We start from the raw sequence: 17,899 nt of genomic DNA, 5'->3' as shown, positions 1-17,899 counted from the left end.
CGGCCGCGATGCAGCCAGTGCCGGTTATTGGAATGCGGCTCGTAGCGCCTCGGTGCTCAGGGCTTTGGTGCGGACGCACGGGTTCTGAGCGGCGTCCAGGCCGAAGAGCGCGTAGACGCGTTGGAGCCTTTCGTACGCGTCCTCCTCCGGATCCCCGTGGGAGGTTCAGGTCATGTTCCAGTTGTCGGCGAGAGCGTGGCCCCGGGCGGGGCCGCCGCCCTCTGGCTCAGTTGCGTCCGAGTAGGCGGTTGAGGAGTCCGCGTCGGCGTTCGGGCTGCACCGGAGGTTCGGGTGGTGGGGGTGGCTGGTGCGGGGTCGGTGTGGGGTTGTTTGCGGGGGTCTGGGGGAGTGGAGGGGGTGTGGGCTGCGTGGCGGGTTCCTGTTCTGCCTGGGTGGTACGGGTGAGGGGGAGGGCGAGACGGGTCTGCTGGGTGGCGGCGGTGTAGGCCGGGTAGGTCAGGCCTTCGGGCCAGGTGTAGGACGGTGCGCGGAATTCCTTTTCGGTGGGGGTGCGGCCGAGGAGTTCTTCGAGCTGGATCAGGCGGGGGGCTTGGGCCACGAGGCGGGTCATGGCCCAGCTTTGCTGGAAGCCGGGCACGTCGCCGCTGGTGTTGGTGACGTAGCGGCCGCCCAGGGCGTGGAACAGGTGGCGGCACAGGGCGGTGCGGTCGTAGGGCAGCAGGTGGATGCGTTCTTGCTGCACAGGGGTCTTCTCGCCGATGGCCGCGCACAGGGCGGCCAGGTCGCCGCCGAACCACCGGTTCGCGACGGGCGCGGCGGTCCGGGCGAACTGCTTGACGGTCAGGGGTTTCCCGCGGCTGTTGGCGGCCCGGTTGAGCTCGCGGGAGACCTCCTGCAGCTGTCCTTCCCATGAGCCGAGTGCGGTCTCGAGGTGTTGGCGGGCCCAGGTCCGGCGGTGGCGCGTGATGATGTCGCGTAGGAGGGGGAAGCCGTCGCGGCGCTGGCCGACGGTTGTGGTGGCGGTGATGGTGTAGCCGTCGGGGTGGGTCATCTTGATGGGGCGCTGGATGTCCTGGGGCGGCCCCAGGCGCTGGTCTGCGTCGGCGAGTTCGGTGAACAGGCTCGGACCGACCGGGGTACCGGTGGCCTTCAAAGCGTCGGTGCGGCGGGCGTGGTAGTCAGCCAGGCCGTGTAGGTCGCTGCGGGCGTAGGGCCCTTCGCAGATGTACCACGCGCTCAGGGCGATTTCGTGCCAGAACGTGAGCGCGGGCCCGAACGCTTCGGCCATGCTGGCCTGGGGCAGCAGCGCGGAGACCAGGCGGTCGGGGTAGCGCGGATGGCATTCCGAGCCCCACAGCTTCTCGGTTTCGGCGAGGAGCTGCGGCGGCAGGACGCGCTCGTAGACGGGGGTGGGGAAGGCTTCGTCCTCGTCCGGCGGGATCCAGGGGTTGCCGACCAGCTCGAGCAGCGGCGGCTGGCCGGGGCGCTGGGCGGCGTGGAGGGCGTCGAAGGTCTCCCAGTAGCGGCGCAGCACGGTGACGCGCTGCTCGATGGGGGAGCGGATCTCGTCGCTGCCCAGGTAGCTGGCGACCATCGAGGCGACCTGCTCGACGGGCAGCTTCTGCTGTGCGGCGATCTGCTCGACCTTCGCGGAGGCGCGCACATACAGGCGGGGGGTGGGCAGGGTCGTGACGATCTGTTCGTCGTCGGCCGGCTGCTCGCCCAGGTAGTCGAGGAACGCTAGCCAGTCGCCGTCGAAGAACGCGGCGAGGGTGGGCTGCAGTGCCTTGGTGAGGACGGTGCGGGCGGTAGGGCGGCCCTTCTTCGCCTTGAGGTAGTAGCGCTGCAGCAGCACCGCCAGCTGGGTGGCGCGCCAGCGGGCGGTGGTGGTGGTGTCGACCGCCGGCGTGAGCGCGTGTACCAGGGCTTGGCGGGCGGTGATCTGCTGGTCCCCGGTCAGGCGGGACCAGCCGCCTCCCGGGCGCAGCCGGGCGAGCGCTGTTTCCACGGGCGCGGTGAGCAGGCCCAGGGCGCGGTAGCGGGCCTCGGCGTCGGCCCAGGCGGCGCCGGCTGCGGTGGGCTCGAGGGCGCCGGCCTGCGGTCCGCGCAGGGCCAGCGGGGCGAGCAGGTCGGTGGCGTAGGGAATGAGCAGCGCCCAGCAGGCGAACGCGTCCGGGTTGCTGGCGAGTGGGGAGCGCGCGGAGACCATGGCGGCGATGTTCGCGGCCCACCGCGGGTTGCCCGTGTAGTAGGCGGGCAGATTGACCGGGCCGGCTTTGACCACGGTGCTCTCGGGTAGCCACCAGGCCCCCTTGGCCTGCTGCCTTGCGAGGTCGAACCAGCCGCTCATGGCTGCGCGCGCCGACGGCGGCAGGTACAGGGAGAAGTGTCCGTCGGCGGACAGCTCCACCGGCGCCGTGCCGGTGAAGCTGGTCGTCATGACGGTCGCGGCCAGCTCCTCGAACGGAGCGAAGCGCCCCTCCTGTCCGCCGGCACGTTCGGCCGCGAGGAAGGCGTCGGGGCCGGTGGCGGCCGCGAGGGTGCGGCCGAGGCTGTCAGTCATGCAGCGCTCGTACGACATCGACGTATTGCTCGAACGACACGGGGCTGTCGGTGCCGGCCGCATACAGTGCGTAGCGCTGGGCGAGGGCTTCGCGTTCACGTTCGGCGCGCCGGGTCTCGACGCGCTCGGAGTCGTGCACGACGCGGCTGGTGATCTCGCCGCGTTCGAAGAGCACGAACGCGTCCATCCTGCCGGTTTCGTCGCCGCCCCGGCTGCCGGAAAGCGGGGCGGTGCCGATCGGCTCGGGCGCGTCGTCGGCGACCGTGCCGGTAGCCGGGTCCATGTCGTTCTCGGCGTAGAGAGTGTCCAGGTGGTCGTCCAGGCCGAGCTCGGCGTGCAGGACGATATCGAGGAACTGCTGCTGAGGGCCCACCCGGCCCTGCAACGAGGGATGGGACAGGACACGGATGCCGCGCCCGATGAACTGGTAGAACTCGCTGAAGCTGCCGTAGGGGCGCATGGGCACCACCAAGCAGATGGGCGGGAAGTCATAGCCCTGGCCCAGCATCTTCAGCTGCACGATGCCGTCCAAGTCGCCGGCGTCCGACTCGAACCGCTCGCGGACCTTGGCGATGGCCGCGTCGGTCATCGAGTGGTGCAGGACGTCGCAGGCGATGCCGTGCTCATTGGCCAGACGCGCGATCTGCTCCGCGTGCTGGCGGCCCATAGCAGCGAATAGCACCCGGGGCTTGACCGGGAACAGCAGGTCGCGCTGCTGGTCGAGCAGGCGTTTCACGACGCGCATCACCTGGCGGATCGGCTCGGTCGACCTGGCCGTGATACGCGAGAGCTTGCGCTCGTCTTTCAGGACGGCCAGCAGCTCGTCCCGGCCGGTGATCTCCTCCCGCCGGCCGTCCGGCCACACCAACTCGTAGGTGGTGGCCGCGCTGTCAGGGGCGAACCGGTGCACGCGCAGGTTCTTGGCGTTGCCGTCCGCGATGGAGTCGATGAGGCGGTACCGGTAGACCACCTCCGCATCGATCGGCTTGCCGTCCAGGCGGGTGAAGCAGGCACTCATCAGCACGACGCGCGCCGAGGCGAAATGCGCGAACAATCGCTGGTAGGACTCGGCCGCCGCGATGTGCGCCTCGTCGACGACGATGAAGTCCACATCGTCCGGGGCCAGCTTGGCCAGCAGATCGTCGGGGTCCTGCCCACTGCCCAGGGAGTGGAAGTTCGTGACGATGACGTCGGCGGCCAGCAGCTTCTGCCGATCTACCTTGCGAACACCCCCGGCGTCCCGGTCCACCGTGAGGACCGACGGCGGCCGGCACCCCGGGATCAGCGGCCCGCCGTGCAGCCCGTAGAGGGCGTTGCCGACAGCCCGGTGGTCCAAAGCAGTGTCGAACGTCCCGCGGATCACGTTGCCCGGTGTGACGACCAGCGCGCGCCTGCGAGCCACGGCGAGCAGAGCGGCCACCCCCAGCGCGGTCTTGCCGGCGCCGACGCTCATCACACACGCCGCCTTGGTGCCGCCAGCTGCGTAGAAGTCCTTCAGCGCGGCCAGCGCCTGCTTCTGGCACTCGCGCAACGTCCGCACATCGACGGCCTCCCGCGCGAGCGTGAAGTAGTCGCAGTCGCCAGCCACGGTGCTGATACGCGGCGAGGGGCCGAAGGCGGCCCGGGGATCGGGGTCCATAGCGGGTGTCTCCACAAGCGGATGGGCGATGACAAGCAGGGCCAAGGCGGGGTCACGGGCCATGACCGCCTGCAGTTGGGCGACGCAGCGGGCCGTGTTCGTGCGGATGGAGTCGTAGGAGAACCGGACCACCGCGTGCCCAGCAGCAGTGATGTCGTTCTGCCGCAGCCGGTCGCTGGTGAACGCCTCCCGGCCGCTATGGGCCGCGAAGCCGTCGAGTTCGACCGCAACCTGCAGCCGGTCGCCCGCCACTAGATAGTCGAGCCGGTAGCAGTGCCCACCCACATCCAGCGGCGCCTGCGCCCGCACCCGGTCGACGATGGCCGGATGAGCCGCAGGCGTCAGCACCCATCGCACGAACGCGTACTCCAGGAACGACTCGCTGGGCAGGACCTGCGCCAGACCAGGATGCCCCGTCATACCGCCGCGTCCTCAGCGGCCACACGCGCTGCCCGCTCCCGTGCCTTGCGGACGCGGGGCCTGTCACCGGCCCCGACGCGATCGGCGACCTCCGCCACCCACAGGGCATCCGCCAGCAGCCCCTCCGTGAGGTACATCTCCAGCAGCCAGTCCAAGGCCCCTATGTACACGAACTGGCCCTCGGCGAACGAGACCGCGTCCGGAACGGCCAGGGCCAGCTGCAGATCCAGGCGGCACAGCCGCTCGATCTCGCCAAAGAGTCCCGGACTTGCCTGGCGTCGCCTACGCAGCTCCGCGACCGTGCTCTGCAGCGCGTAGTGGTAGTCCGACCCCTGGCCCGGGAGCTCGAGCACCTCCGCGAGGTTCACGAGCAGCTCATCGGTCGAGACGTCTTCGGTGCGCTGCAGGGCATGCTGCTGAGCTGGCGACTGGGTGGTGTTTCCCCACCACAGCGACGGCTCATGCCCCTGGAACCGCTCGATCCTTGGCTGTTGTCCCCAACCAGCGGCCCGTAGCCGGTCCATATTCAGCCCGGCCGGAGGCTGATAGACCACACCGCGTACCGCAGCTAACCGCGCATACCACCCGGGTGCCGGCACAACCCCCCCGTTCCAGAGCCCGCTTCCGCATCCTGGCAGGTATGTGAAGGTGATGTGATGACCAACGACGCTTCGTGACTAAATAGTTGCCGTAGCCACAGAGTCATGGTCCGTGCAGTCAGCAGTGCGCGGGCACTTCCGCCCCTGACTGACTTCGCCGCCATGGCATACCGCGACTTCGAGGCCAGCACCACCCGCGGCGAAGAGCTCGTGCGCACCGTCCTGCTGAGTACCTGCGCCCCGCACACCGCTGAGCCAGCAGCGAAGCGTTAGGGGATGCCCTTTCGTAGGAATTACGGTCGGTTGCTGGCCACGGCAACCCTTAGCCTGGGCACGTCCCGGCCGCACCCCCAGGCTCTTCGCCGGCCGTGTCCCGCTGACGGCTTCATACCTTGGGCATGCCACGCTGCTGGAGAGGGCCCGAACGGACCGCAACCCGGTTGTGCCGCTTCGCGAGTACAAGCTGCCGTCGTCCTGCCGTGGTGGCGGTGTGGCGCCTGACAGCTGCGTCTGTATTGACACGCCCGCCTGACCGTCCTGCTGCAGACTGCTTTGCTTATGATCTCGATGAAGGATGGATTCGCGTGATCTCTCCCAGTGGAGCGTCGTTGTCGCCGTTGGGACAGCGATTGAAAGAACGGATGGGTGCCGAGCGTGCTGTGGGTGATCTGCGGCGCTACTTCGGTGTAGGTCTGCCGACTGGAGTGGCCGGGTTCACCGGCAGTCGGTTCGAGCATCTGGCTGGTGGGGGAGACAGGCCGGATGTGGCCGACCGGATCACGGCGGAGGACCTGGTCGCGGTGCAGGCGTTGTCGGTCACCGTTCCGGCGCCTGTCGCGTTGGACCTCTTGGAGGGCCGCCTCGGCGCGCGGCTGTCCGGTCTGCTGCAGGCCATTCCCAGGGACATCGACATGGTTGATGCCGACGCGGTCGTTGTGGCCGACGGCTCGCCGGCAGACCGCGCCTGGCGACTGCTCGAAGGTCAGTTTGATGTCGGGTGGGTGATCGCTGGGAAGCTCCTGGCCAGGAAGCGGCCGCGGGTGCTACCGGTCTACGACAAGGTGGTGCGCTGCGCTCTGGGCCGCCCCCGCCCCTCATTCTGGCTTGCGCTGCATACCGCGCTGCGCGCGGACGACCGCGCCCTGCACCGCCAGTTGCTCAAGCTGCGCCAGGTTGCGGGGGTGCCGGAGACGGTGAGTGCGCTGCGGATATGCGACGTGGCGGTGTGGATGGGGCACCGGGCGGAGGGGCACGCCTGTCCTCGCTGACGTCGGCAGCGAAGCCGGAATGCCGAGCGGCGTGCCCCGGTGGTCGGTTGTGGCGTGCCTGGCTGTGCAGGAGAGCTGAATTCTACCGGTGATCTCGCCGGATGCGGCCGGGACCGGCACGCCCGGAGTCAGCCCGGCGAGCATCCTCGGCACGCTTGACTGCACAGCCCGGCGAGGGGCACGGAGCGTAGGACGCGGTCCCGAGGGCGCGGCGCTGTTCAGTGCGATTGTTCCTGGAGGGTGTGCCATCCGGGGGGCGGCACCGAGCGCTGCCACCCCCCTCTTGGGGGAGGGGACCGGCGACAAAGCTGCCTCTGCCGTGCACGATGCCGATCAGCCCTTCGGCGGGCAGTACGCGCAAGGCCGCCTGGGCGGTGGCGCCGGCGATCGCGTACGGCTGCTGGAGGCCGCGCACGGGAGGCAGATGCTCGCCCGGCTTGAGCCGTCCGGACAGGATCTGTCGCCGAAGGTCCGCGGTGGTCCGCTGGTACGGAGGCGTCAGGGCCTGGCGGTGGTGTCGCGGCGCGGCCGGTTCGGCTGCTCATCACGTCGAACGGGCGGGCGACCGCTATCACGGTCGACGCGTACGGCCATGTCGAGGACGCCGACAGCGCCGACACCTTCATCCCACCGGGCGAGGAACTGGAGTCATCGGCGGAAGCCTGATCGGGCTGCGAACGATCTCGCTCCTGACGGTCAACAGGGCGACTTCCCTTCCCAGTTGGCGAAGCCCCCGCCAGTGAGCGAGGGTGTGGCGGGTGGCGAGCGTGACAGGGTGGTCAGTGCGGTGGCCGGCCCGCGCTGCTGGCCGACTCGCCGTGCCAGGCGGCCCAGCGCCGTCTTCGTTCGCGTACTGTCAGCGGCACACTTGGCTTACTCGGACGGCTGCTCCTCGTTCGCCGGTGTGGCCATCTGTTCAGCCGCACCGGGGGCGGTGTAGAAGACGGACGCACCCTGCTTGGTCCGCTGGGCCTGGTTCTTGGCCACGAGGCCTTCGAGGGTGGTACGCACGACGGTGGCCTTGATGCCGCGCTCGGGGTGGGCCTTGTCGAGTGCGGTGGCGACTTCGGCCGCGGAGCGCGGTTCGCTCTGCTCGGCGAGGTGGCTGCGGACGAGTTCGACCAGCGTGCGCTGGGCCGCCTTCGTGGCTGCACCCTGGTCCGCGGGCTTCTTGGCCGGTGACCTCTTGCCGGTCGTGGCGCCCTGTGTGCCAGCCGTCTTCTTCGCTCGCGTCCGCTTGCCGGCCCCGGGCTCAGCGGAGGCCTCCTTGCGCGGAGCAGGCACTGCGGCGCTGCTCGGGGCGGCTGCGGGCTGAACCGGTGCCGGTGCGACGCCCAGCACTTGCTGCACATTGACCAGCACGGAGTGGTCATGCTGGAGAGCAGCCAGCTGCTCCTGCAGCGCGGCGATCTCCGCGGTGATGCGTTCCTGCTCCTTGGTGTTGGCCTCGAGGTCGTTGGTCACCTGTGCGGCGTACTGCGATGTCAGGCCTGTGGCGGCAGTCGTGCTCTCGGACATGGGTCGACCTTTCTCTCGGGGTCCTGGCCGGGCGTGCAGCACCTGTGGCGCAGGCGCGGAGAACCATCCGCCTGTGGTCTCGGGCTGGGATCCGAGCGGCAGTGGCGATGACTGCTGCGCGTAGCCCGGCGTAGAGATAGTACGGATGGGTGGAGTCTGTTGTTCTTCTTGAGTGATGTCTTTTTCTCAACCGGAGCTTCATGGTTGTGGTGAGTGGCGCTGCCTGGGGCGTGCAGCGGGATGACTTGAGGCCTGTTGATGGGGGAGTTGCCACAGGACTTCGTCGGTGTCCCGGTTGTGCTGCCAGGCGGTCAGAGTGCCGCTGCCCGTCAGCCGGTCCAGCAGTTCCGCGGTCTGGTGGGGTGAGTGTCCGCACAGGTGGGCGAGGACGTCCATGTCGGTGCTGTGGTGGACCTGGGTGGAGGTGTGCGCGGCCAGCACGAGCGCAGTCAGCCGCAGGGCATGCGGTGCGGTGGGTGGCACGAGCAGCGGCGCGGGACGCAGTGCCCAGAGCGCGGCACGGCGGCGTGCGCAACGACTGGGAGCCTGGTCCAGGACCGCTGCATCCAGCAGCCGCACCTCCAGGCGGGCCGGCCTGAGGTCTGGTGTCTCCAGCCAGCCGCTGTGAGCGAGTTCCTCCCACAGTTCCCTGCGCCCGCGCAGACGCATGCCGCTCAGCAGACCTGCTGGCAGCCGGACCTCACCGCGGGTGTCGGCCCGCAGAGCGCACTGCAGGGCCAGCAGCCTAGCGGCAGGAGAGGTGAACCGGGGAAGCGCGGCGGCGAGGTAGGTGAGCATCTCCCGCACTCGCACCCGCTGGTCGAACCCGGGCTCGGGCCCGCTGAGCGGAGGAGGGGACGGGCAGCGGGAAGGGCGTGGCCGGTGAGGGCCGACCAGGGTGTCCGGCACGACCGCGGTGTGGCTCGTCGCCGCTGCGCAGGCCGCACAGGTGTCGGCCAGGCGCCAGGTGCGGCCGCCGCGGTCGCGGGTGAGGGCGAGCAGTACCGGCCCTGCGCAGCCGCGATGACGCGGATGCCAGCAACAGCCTTGTGCCCGGCACTGGCAGGTGCGCAGGTGCCCCGGCAGTACGTCGGTGCGGGCGTGGCAGGCCAGATGCGCCAGGGCGGCCGACCGCGCGGACGCCGTCCCAAGGACGGGAGTGCGCGGAGTGCAGCGCGTACAGACAAGACGTGGCGCGCCTGCGCGGGAACACAGTTCCACGGTCCAGATACGCCGCACCGCGACGTGCCCACCGGCAAGCCTCATCGGCGGGTTGCCCTCCTGTCGTTCACTGCCGCCGTGGCCGGTGCGTACCGGGGAAAGGCACCTGGACCAACGCACGGACGTGCAGATTCCCAAACCGTAAACGGCACCCTCTCGCAGAAACCGAAAGTGCAGAAATTCGCACTGACAGGGCGGGTGGCGGGACCGTCGGATAGTCGGGTGTCGATCTTCCAGCCCGATCCCGACCTCACCGCCCTGCGCGTAACGCTGGCGCGTCTGAGGAACGACCGCGGCTGGACCTTCGACGAACTCGCCGACCGTAGCGGCCTGGCCCGGCGCACCGTCATCGACCTCGAACACGGCCGCGGCGCCGGCAACATCACCACCTGGCACGCCCTCGCGCACGCCCTCGACGTCCCCATCGGCGAACTCCTTGGCGCCCTGTGCGGCAACCACACCCCGCCCGGTTCACAGGACGCCTGACCCCGCGCCAGTTCACCGAGCACAGCACCGCAAAAATCACCCGAACGGTGAACCGTGCTAGAACGCATGACAGCCGTAAGCTCGCCTGTTCGAGCAGGCGGGGCCGTCCGGGGGACACCACAGCCGCCACGTCCCCCGCCGTTGAATGCCGCCTGGCACGGTCGCCGCCATGTGCCCCAACCACACCCCCACCGGCCGCCACTGGGACTGCAGCCCGCGCACTAGGCATCCACGCCGCTGTCTCCACGTGGCCGCACACAGCCCCAGCCGCCTGTTGCGCCACGGCCAAAGCGGCATCTGCCGCAGTTGCGGCCACCGCATCGACATCTACCCGCGCCCCGACCAGCGGCCCATCGCCCTCCACCCCACCGAACTCACCACCCAGAGCGTCCCTGGGACCTGCCGCTGGCACCTGAGCAGCGGCATCGCCCACCCTCATGAGGATGGCAGCGGCTGGTGCCGCATCCCGCACGCCGCACTCTGCCCGGCCCTCACCCCCCACTGCCCGACCAGCCCGTACGTGAACGAGCTGCGCCGCCAACTCGCGGTCCGCACCCGCCGCCTGATCGACACCGGCCACCGCGCCCCCATCACGCCCGCCCCCGACGCGCCGTCGGTCGCCACCGGTCAGCCCGCTCGTCCCGTCGTGAACATGCTGCTGGGCCGCTACCTCGCCGACGGCCCCCTCGAGCACATCCGCTGCGTGGCCCAGACCCGCCACCGGCAGCGATGCCCCCAGCCCGTCCTGCACCCCGACAGTCCGGCCGGAACCTGGCGACTGCTGCCCACCAGCCCCCGCCGCCACCAACCACCTCTCCCCGACGCCCTGATGGTCGTCTACGACCTCGGCTCCCTGCCTCACACCGAACAGCGACGCTGGCGCACCCAACGCTGCCCCGCCCACGCTGCCCTCACCGCAGCCGCCGACCTCACTCTGACCACCTGGCAGATCTTCGACCCGTTCCGGCACGCCCCCCACATCCACACCCGCCTGCCGCACCCCACGGCCGGCCGGCGCCGGCAGGGATAACCATGCCGCACCACGCCCTGGAGATCACCCTCACCCGCCCCCTCTCCCCGGCAGCCCTGCACCACGCCGCCCGCCTGCTACCGCTCGCCGCTAACCACGACGCCACCCGCCTCATCGCCCTCATGCCCGCCAAGACACCCCACCGGGCCCTACGCAGGCTGCGCCACCGACTCGGGGCACGGCTGCCCATCGACGTGATCACCACGCACTACCCGGACGCCGACCACCACGTGCTGCTCAACGTCGCCTTCCCACCCGCCGTACACGCCGCCCTCACGGCCCAGGCCCGGCGCGCCGCACAGACACCCGAGCACTTCCTGGAACTGGCCCTGCACCGGATCCTGGCCGAGCACGCCGACCGGGAGACCGACCGCCTCGACCGCGTGGTGCGCCAACTGCTGGCCCACACCACCCCCGCCTACCTGCTGGCCGCCGTCGGGCACGCACTCACCCGACTCCCCGAGAGGCCCACCCCGTGAACCCCACTGACGAACAAACGGCAGCCGCCGACGCCTTCCACGCCGGCCACCACCTCGCCCTGCAGGCCGGCGCCGGCACCGGCAAGACCACCACCCTCGCCCTCCTCGCCCACGCCACCACCCGCCGCGGCCGCTACCTCGCCTACAACCGGGCCATCGCCCAGGACGCACGCGCACGCTTCCCACACACCGTGCAGTGCAAAACCGCCCACGCCCTCGCCTACGCCGCCATCGGCCACCGCTACACCCACCGCCTGAACGCACCCCGCCGCCCGGCCTGGCAGACCGGACAAGCCCTCGGCCTGACCACAGCCGTCCGCATCGGCGACCGCGAGGTTTCCCAACGCGCCCTGTCCAACGCCGTCCTACGTACCGTGACCCGCTTCTGCCACACCGCCGACGAGACCATCACCCGCCACCACGTGCCCCGTCTGCGCGGCCTGGAAGACCCCGACCTGCACGCCCAACTCGCTGCCCACCTCGTGCCGTTCGCCGCCAAAGCCTGGGCCGACCTGCAGCACCCCGACGACGGCGCCGTCCGCTTCGACCACGACCACTACCTCAAGATCTGGGCCCTCACCCGGCCGCGCATCGACGCCGACTTCCTGCTGCTGGACGAGGCCCAGGACACCAACCCCGTCGTCGAGCAGATCTTCCTCGCCCAGCGCGAGCACGCCCAGCTTGTCCTGGTCGGCGACTCCGCCCAGGCCATCTACCACTGGCGCGGCGCCAAAGACATCATGACCGGCTTCGACGGCACCCACCTGACCCTGTCGCAGTCCTTCCGCTTCGGCCCCGATCTCGCCGCGGAAGCCAACCGCTGGCTACGCCTGGCCGATGCTCCGATCCGCCTGACCGGTACTCCCGCCGTGCCCACCGAACTCGGCCCCGTCACCCGGCCGGACGTCGTGCTGTGCCGTACTAACGTCGGCGCCATGGCCCAGGTCATGACCCTCATGGCCGCCGGATACGGGGTCGCTCTGGCCGGGGGAGGAGACAGCCTGCAGGCGCTGGCTCTCGCCGCCCGCGACCTGAAAGAGGGCCGCCGCACCCACCACCCCGAACTCATCCTCTTCCCCAGCTGGAGCGACCTGCAGGACTATGCCGCCCACGATCCGGCCGGCCGCGACCTGCAGCCCCTGGTCAACCTCGTCGACACCCACGGCACCGACGCCATCCTCGTCGCCGTCGCCCACCTTGCCCCGGAGCCGCACGCCCAGGTCACCGTCTCCACCGCCCACAAGGCCAAGGGACGCGAATGGCCCCGTGTGCTTATCGCAGACGACTTCACCCGCCCCGAAAACGACGCTCCTGACGAGCGCACCGACACCGCGATGCCACCCGACCCCGTCGACGACGCCGAGGCCCGCCTGGCCTATGTAGCCGTCACCCGCACCCGCCAATGCCTCGACCTGGGCGGTCTGTCCTGGATCCACGGCCATCCCGACGGCACCCTGCCCGTCTAAGCGGCTTGGGCGAAGTTCCTTGCTTGATGCTCGGAGTCTGTCTCGCTGCTGGGGCATGGCCTGGTCGACGGCCTTGCCGAGGGAGTCGGTGCTGGTCTGGGCGCGCTGTGCGTAGTCCTCGTACTTCGCCTGCCGCCGGACCAGCTCGATGTCGTTCAGCTCCGGGCTGTATGGCGGCAGATAGAACAGCTCCACCCCAGCGGACGACGGCGGCCCTTGAACGCCTTGGCCACATGCGCCGAGGCCTTGTCCAGCACTATCGTGCACCGCCTGCGCCGTTCCCACACCGGCATCACATCGGTGCCGAGGCCGTCGGCGGCCAGGTCCAGCACGGCCGCGCCACCACCCAGGCCCGCCAGCCGCGCGCAGACGAACTCCAGCAGTGTCCACGCGTTGATCTTCCCGCAGGTGTGCTGCCAGAGGAGGTCCGGCTCGATACCGACGATCTTGGCGCCGAGCACATTGACCCGCCGGTTTCTGGTGTCCGCACGCGGCACCACGGCCCGTCGGCCGATGCGCGGCCAGGTGCAGCCGGTGGGCATCGTCGGGGCGAAGCCGGACTCGTCCAGAAAAGATCAGGTCGCGTTCTCCGGCGTGTGCGGCTTACCGCAAGGCCGCAAGTGCTCCAGCTGGGCCCGGGCAGCCTGCTGGAGAACGGGGGCGGCCTTGTGCCGCACGCTGTCACGGGTGCGCTTCCAGCGGAAACCCTCGCGGTGCAGCAACTCGCTCAGCCAGTCCACAGAGATCTCCACCTCGCGCTCGACCCGAGCCAGTCGCACACGGCCGGGGCGCTCCACGTGATCCCCGCCTCGGCGGAGACATCGAGCAACTCGGCCAGAGCGGACCGGTCGTCCGGCCCCAGGAGCTTTGCCGGACGACCCTGCCGAGGGGCATCGGGCAGCGCCTCGATCCCGCCGTCCGCGAAGCGGTAGACAGCGGCGCGGACCGCGGCCGGACGACACTCCAGCAGGTCGGCGACCTCCGGAAACAGACCTGCCGCGGTCCAGGAAACGGATGCACTCCGCACGCTGCCGGGTATAGGCGGTCAGATCGCGGCGAGCCAGCAACGCGTGCAGCTCACGTCGCTGACCGTCGGTCAGCTTGACACGCAGGCTCATCGGCATGACGTCCCTCCCAAAGGAAACCTACCCAACGCAACCGCTTCACCGGATCCGCTCAGGGCTGTTCGCGGGTTTGTGACCAGGGGGGTGGCGTCGCATGGTGCTGGTCGGCAGGGATCGGCGGGCGGCCCCAGTCCAGGACGTGGAGGCCTGTGCTGAGGATGAGGCCGGCGTCGAGTTGGAGGAGCTGGATGGGGGAGTGCCCGTGTCTGCGCAGCCACCTGAGGCGGCGTTGCTGTTCGGCTTGGCTCAGTGTGTGCCAGTGGTCGTAGTGGACGCCGGGGGCAGCGCCGGGGTTCTCGCGGGCCCAGGCGCGCACGAGGGTGGTTTCGTCTGGTGCGCTGTGCAGGGTGATCAGGGCCCAGGCGGTGTCGTACGACAGCGTCGGCCCGTGCCGGGCCATGAGCCGGCGGGTGCGCAGCTGGCGCACAGGGGCCAGGAACCAGCGTGCGGTATGGAGTTTCATGCCGGTGTGCTCCCGGGATCGTGAGGGCGGTGCCGGAGGACGGCGGCGGTGGCCAGGCGCTGGTGGCCGAGGGCCGTGAGGGTCTGGACGAGGGCCTGGACGAAGACCTCGCGTTGCTGCGGGGTGTGCAGGGTGGTGACGAGGTCGTCGGTGAAACGCCGAATGTCACCGCGCAGGTCGTCGTCCTGCGCCTCCTGCGGAGCAGGCAGCCCCTTCAGCGCCTGGGCCAGGTTGTCGAGGTCGTTGAAGCGGTCGGGGAACTGGGCCATCCACCACACGCGGCGTAGGTCCGGGTCGGCGAGCACCCGCTGCAGCTGGGCCAGGCGATGCAGCTCCTCGCCGTGTTCGAGGTCTGCCGCCTGCTGCCGGCGGGCATGTTCCTCGGCCAGGGCGCGGTCCGCTGCCGCGACGCTCAGCTCGGCCATGCCGCTGACCTCTAGCCCAGGCATGGGGAAACCGCGTTGTGTCAGGGACGAGTTGAGGGCGTCGTGGGCCGATGCGAGATCCAGAACGGAGTGCTGACACAGGATTCCCGCGGCCTGCCGGCGCAGGTGCGCACGCGCCAGCATCGCCAGGTCGCCCTGGCCCGTGTCACCGGGGTGCGTCGTCCACTGCCAGCTCCCTGTGATGCGGACGGTGAAGCGCACACTGCTGATGCGGCTGGCCATCCGCTCGTCACTCAGCACGAGCGGATGAGCCGTGCTCGTGCCTGCCGTATCTGCTGCGAGCTGGGCCGGTCTGCTGCGCCGGCGCAGCAGACTCACGCCGTCACGGCGGCGCCGTCACCACCGGACCGCGCCATGGCGCTGGGGCTCGCAGGGGAGGCCACCTCGGAGATCAGCTGGGCGAACAGCTGTGCGCGCCGGGCCCGTCCCAGCTCGGAGCTGTCGGGCGAGCCCACCAGCAGGCCGGATGGGCCTTCCTGGCCCAGATAACCGCGCAGCACCTGCGCCGCCAGGGGCAGGACCTGGTCGTCCTGGAGCTTGGGCGAGTCCAGCCAGGCCGCCAGATGCCGATACGCCGCCTGCGCTGCCCTGGGCTCCTGCAGGGCCGCGCGCCAGCCGCGAACGAACAGCTGACCGGCCAGCACATCGGGAGCGCCGACGGCCTCGCCGGTGCACTCGTGGTTCGCGGGCAGCGGCAGGAGGATGTCGCTGGTGATGTCGGTCAGGGCCAGGAACGTGCCCGCTCCGGCCTTACGAATGGTGCTGTCGCTGGATTCGGCCCATTCCACGATCTCCGACAGCACCAGGACGCGTTGCTCGGGAGTGCTCACCAGGGTGCGCACCGCGTCGGCGACGGTGTCTCGGGCCTGGTCGTCATCGCGGGAGGCCAGCAGCCGCAGCCGGGTCAGGGCGACCCGGGGATACCGCTGGCCCAGCTCGCCCGCGCAGACCGCGGCGACCGCGGCGATCAGCTGTTCGCTGGTTGTCTTCTGCTGGGCCCAGTCGTACAGCTGCTTACGTACGGCGACGCCCGCGACCGGATGGAGCGCCATGGTCTCCAGGATGTGGATGGCAAGCTGACGGTGCGCCACACGGTCGGTCTCGATCCACCGCCTGGCCACGGACAGCACGGTCGAGCCGCCGGGCAGCAACGCCAGCGGCACCAGACAGTCGGCGATGCGCTGCAGATGACGCACGGCGATCTTGTTGGGTGCGCTGATCTGGGAGGCCCACTCCAGCAGCACGGGCCGCAGCTGCGGCCGCTGCCGCCACACATACTTCAGTGCAGCCCCGGACAGCCCACGCTGCTTCTCCTCCAGGGAGATGCCCTCGTCATCCCTGTACGAGGCGCCGATGGCGGCCAGCCGCTTGTCCAGGTCACGACCGTACAGCGCACCGCCACGCGGCAGTTCACCACCGACCTGCGTGAACAACTGGTCCGCGGCCCCGAGTACGACGGCGGCCGGGGCCCCATCCAGCAGAGCGGCCGCAATTAGAAGCGCGCGCTCCTGCAGGTCTCCCGGTGCGGAGTGCTCCTCGAACCAGGTTTCCAGGTGCTTCTGCCAGTCGGTGAACTGCTTGCCGACTGCGGATTGGCCGTCGTCCTTGGCCTCGGCGATGAGGCGTGCCAGCCGGGCGCCGTCGGATGCCGGCGCTGCGGGGGCGAGCAGGTCGTGGAGTGAATCATGCGTCAGCCAGTCCACCCGGCCAACAGCGAGGTGGCGCAGATGAGCCTCGGCGACCAGTGCGGCCGAGGGGCGTGCGAGGTGCACGGTCGGCACGGTCGCGAGGGTCCTGGGGTTCCAGCCGTTCGGATCGGCCAGGATGACCAGAACGGCGTCGGCGGCCTGTGCCTGCTTCTGGTAGTCGGCAAGGGCGGTGTAGAAGTCCTCCGACAGATCGCGGTAGTCCGTCAGGTCCAGAACGAATGCGCGCCCCTCGGTGTGGGGGATTTGCTCGGTGCGCGGCTGGTCCCAGTCCAGGACCAGCCAGCTGATCTGCTTCCTGGGCACCCCCGCCTTCCGCAGCGCATGCAGCGCGGCGGTGCGCCGTCCCGTGCCGGCCTGCCCGCACAGCACCAGGACGTGGCTCTTGCCGTAGGGGCGGCTGAGCATACTGACGGCCTGCGCCACTTGGCCGGATCCCTGCGGCCCGGGGGGATCGACGAACGCGTGTTCCGCGAGGTCCAGTTCGCCGTCGTCGACACTGGCGCTGCGCAGGTACTGCCAGCCCCGGACGTACTGGTGGTGGTGCTCTTCGTAGTCGCCGGCGACCTGCGTCACCTGTGCCTGGCCGGACGCTTCGATCTGCTGCTGCACCGCTGCAGTGCCCTCGGCGTCGGTCATGACTGCTCCTGGCTGGGGATGTAGTCGCGGCCGACCTGGATCAGCCGGGCCTTGCCGCTGGCCTTGCCCTTCTGGCGTACGGCGCCGCTGCTCTCGTTCGCGGTGGTGGCCTTTGTGCTGTGCTGAGCGGCCTGGCTGGGGCGGCCGCCGGGTACGGCGCCGCTGTCCTGTGCGAGGTAGGGGGCGAGTACCGAGGGGACCAGCCCGGGGACGAAGAGCCAGCAGATCTGCTCAAAGCCCGGCTTGCCCTCGACGCGGGCGGTGGCCCGGTGGAAGTGATGCTCCTTGAGAGCTGGCGTGCGGCCCGCGGCGACCGTGCGGCCAAAGACGGTGTCCGACACCACGGCAGCCAGCAGCACTCCGTGGTCCACCGCGGCGGTCATGGCTCGGCGGGCCGCGTCGCTGTCGACCAGCCGGCAGGCGTCGTTGACCGCGTCCCCCCGGTGCTCCGGCGGCGCCAGGGGCCCGACGTGCACGCTGGCCCGCAGCCGGATCGTCGGCGCGCTGGCCAGCCGGGTCTGTTCGCGCCGCTCGAGTGCCTGACCGAGGTGGACGAGGAGAGGGTCGATCAACCGTGCCGCGTGCCGGGCCGGCAGCACGAAGATGGCACCGTCTCCACGGTCCTTGACGGCGCCGAGCAGCGTCGCGTCGCCGATCCCGCACTGAGCGAACACCGTCGACAGCATGCTGTCCAGATCGGCCCGCGCGGGCGCCATCTTCGCCTCGGGGAGCTTGCTGTACTCCTTCATATCGACGGTCAACAGAGCATGCTCCGGCGGCACATCGGTGACGTCGGACGGGACGAGAGAGGGCATGGGCAGCAGCCTTTCCATCGTGTCGGGGAAATCCGAGTGGGTGTGCTGCCTCATGC

General features: G+C 70.2%; 17 protein-coding genes. 5 read left to right on the top strand and 12 right to left on the bottom strand.

Features of this window, described 5'->3' with window-relative positions:
- Positions 1–226 precede the first annotated feature (226 nt).
- Genes ABT186_RS23445 through ABT186_RS23435 form a run of 3 tightly spaced genes read right to left on the bottom strand, consistent with a single transcriptional unit; the run spans position 227 to position 4,951 of the window.
- Positions 227–2,524: a stress protein gene (locus ABT186_RS23445; protein ID WP_351926646.1), complete on the bottom strand. Its 2,298-nt coding sequence runs from the start codon at positions 2,522–2,524 to the stop codon at positions 227–229.
- Entirely contained in the window at positions 2,517–4,583 is a 2,067-nt protein-coding gene (locus ABT186_RS23440; protein ID WP_351926644.1) for a DEAD/DEAH box helicase family protein, read from the bottom strand. Before ABT186_RS23440 ends, ABT186_RS23445 begins: the two co-directional genes overlap by 8 nt.
- Positions 4,580–4,951: a hypothetical protein gene (locus tag ABT186_RS23435; protein ID WP_351926642.1), complete on the bottom strand. Its 372-nt coding sequence runs from the start codon at positions 4,949–4,951 to the stop codon at positions 4,580–4,582. The genes ABT186_RS23440 and ABT186_RS23435 overlap by 4 nt, the downstream gene beginning before the upstream one ends.
- Before the next feature lie 815 nt (positions 4,952–5,766).
- On the opposite strand from ABT186_RS23435, the gene ABT186_RS23430 reads away from it, so the two are divergent.
- Positions 5,767–6,450: a DUF6308 family protein gene (locus ABT186_RS23430; protein ID WP_351926640.1), complete on the top strand. Its 684-nt coding sequence runs from the start codon at positions 5,767–5,769 to the stop codon at positions 6,448–6,450.
- Positions 6,451–6,532: 82 nt separating this feature from the next.
- On the opposite strand, the gene ABT186_RS23425 is transcribed toward ABT186_RS23430, so the two are convergent.
- The 3 genes from ABT186_RS23425 to ABT186_RS23415 form a co-directional block, all read right to left on the bottom strand.
- On the bottom strand, positions 6,533–6,904 hold the full coding sequence (locus tag ABT186_RS23425; protein WP_502973294.1) for a GntR family transcriptional regulator: 372 nt from the start codon (positions 6,902–6,904) through the stop codon (positions 6,533–6,535).
- 419 nt (positions 6,905–7,323) lie between these two features.
- A complete protein-coding gene (locus ABT186_RS23420) occupies positions 7,324–7,968 on the bottom strand; it encodes a hypothetical protein (RefSeq protein WP_351926638.1) in 645 nt (214 codons plus the stop codon).
- 198 nt (positions 7,969–8,166) lie between these two features.
- On the bottom strand, positions 8,167–9,234 hold the full coding sequence (locus ABT186_RS23415; protein ID WP_351926636.1) for a hypothetical protein: 1,068 nt from the start codon (positions 9,232–9,234) through the stop codon (positions 8,167–8,169).
- A gap of 177 nt (positions 9,235–9,411) precedes the next feature.
- On the opposite strand from ABT186_RS23415, the gene ABT186_RS23410 reads away from it, so the two are divergent.
- From ABT186_RS23410 to ABT186_RS23395, 4 genes are all read left to right on the top strand, one after another.
- Positions 9,412–9,675 (top strand): helix-turn-helix transcriptional regulator, encoded by a 264-nt coding sequence (locus ABT186_RS23410; RefSeq protein WP_351926634.1) that lies wholly within the window; start codon positions 9,412–9,414, stop codon positions 9,673–9,675.
- 247 nt (positions 9,676–9,922) lie between these two features.
- On the top strand, positions 9,923–10,705 hold the full coding sequence (locus ABT186_RS23405) for a DUF6083 domain-containing protein (RefSeq protein WP_351926632.1): 783 nt from the start codon (positions 9,923–9,925) through the stop codon (positions 10,703–10,705).
- Positions 10,706–10,707: 2 nt separating this feature from the next.
- On the top strand, positions 10,708–11,184 hold the full coding sequence (locus ABT186_RS23400) for a hypothetical protein (protein WP_351926630.1): 477 nt from the start codon (positions 10,708–10,710) through the stop codon (positions 11,182–11,184).
- On the top strand, positions 11,181–12,650 hold the full coding sequence (locus tag ABT186_RS23395) for a UvrD-helicase domain-containing protein (RefSeq protein WP_351926628.1): 1,470 nt from the start codon (positions 11,181–11,183) through the stop codon (positions 12,648–12,650). The genes ABT186_RS23400 and ABT186_RS23395 overlap by 4 nt, the downstream gene beginning before the upstream one ends.
- 575 nt (positions 12,651–13,225) lie before the next feature.
- Here ABT186_RS23395 and ABT186_RS23385 read toward each other — a convergent pair.
- The 6 genes from ABT186_RS23385 to ABT186_RS23360 all read right to left on the bottom strand — a co-directional run bounded on the left by ABT186_RS23385 (position 13,226) and on the right by ABT186_RS23360 (position 17,843).
- Complete coding sequence (locus ABT186_RS23385) at positions 13,226–13,390, bottom strand: hypothetical protein (protein WP_351926626.1); 165 nt, start codon at positions 13,388–13,390, stop codon at positions 13,226–13,228.
- Complete coding sequence (locus ABT186_RS23380; RefSeq protein ID WP_351926624.1) at positions 13,378–13,677, bottom strand: helix-turn-helix domain-containing protein; 300 nt, start codon at positions 13,675–13,677, stop codon at positions 13,378–13,380. The genes ABT186_RS23385 and ABT186_RS23380 overlap by 13 nt, the downstream gene beginning before the upstream one ends.
- 149 nt (positions 13,678–13,826) lie before the next feature.
- A complete protein-coding gene (locus ABT186_RS23375) occupies positions 13,827–14,237 on the bottom strand; it encodes a hypothetical protein (protein ID WP_351926622.1) in 411 nt (136 codons plus the stop codon).
- A complete protein-coding gene (locus ABT186_RS23370; protein WP_351926620.1) occupies positions 14,234–15,001 on the bottom strand; it encodes a hypothetical protein in 768 nt (255 codons plus the stop codon). The genes ABT186_RS23375 and ABT186_RS23370 overlap by 4 nt, the downstream gene beginning before the upstream one ends.
- Positions 14,998–17,028 (bottom strand): hypothetical protein, encoded by a 2,031-nt coding sequence (locus ABT186_RS23365; RefSeq protein ID WP_351926618.1) that lies wholly within the window; start codon positions 17,026–17,028, stop codon positions 14,998–15,000. Before ABT186_RS23365 ends, ABT186_RS23370 begins: the two co-directional genes overlap by 4 nt.
- Entirely contained in the window at positions 17,025–17,843 is an 819-nt protein-coding gene (locus ABT186_RS23360; RefSeq protein ID WP_351926617.1) for a hypothetical protein, read from the bottom strand. Before ABT186_RS23360 ends, ABT186_RS23365 begins: the two co-directional genes overlap by 4 nt.
- Between the last annotated feature and the right edge of the window lie 56 nt (positions 17,844–17,899).

Origin of the sequence: Streptomyces sp. NPDC001634 (genome assembly GCF_040298185.1) — a bacterium.
GTDB lineage: Bacteria > Actinomycetota > Actinomycetes > Streptomycetales > Streptomycetaceae > Streptomyces.
The sequence above is the reverse complement of the archived record's forward strand: the minus strand, read 5'-3'. Positions and strand labels throughout refer to the sequence as shown.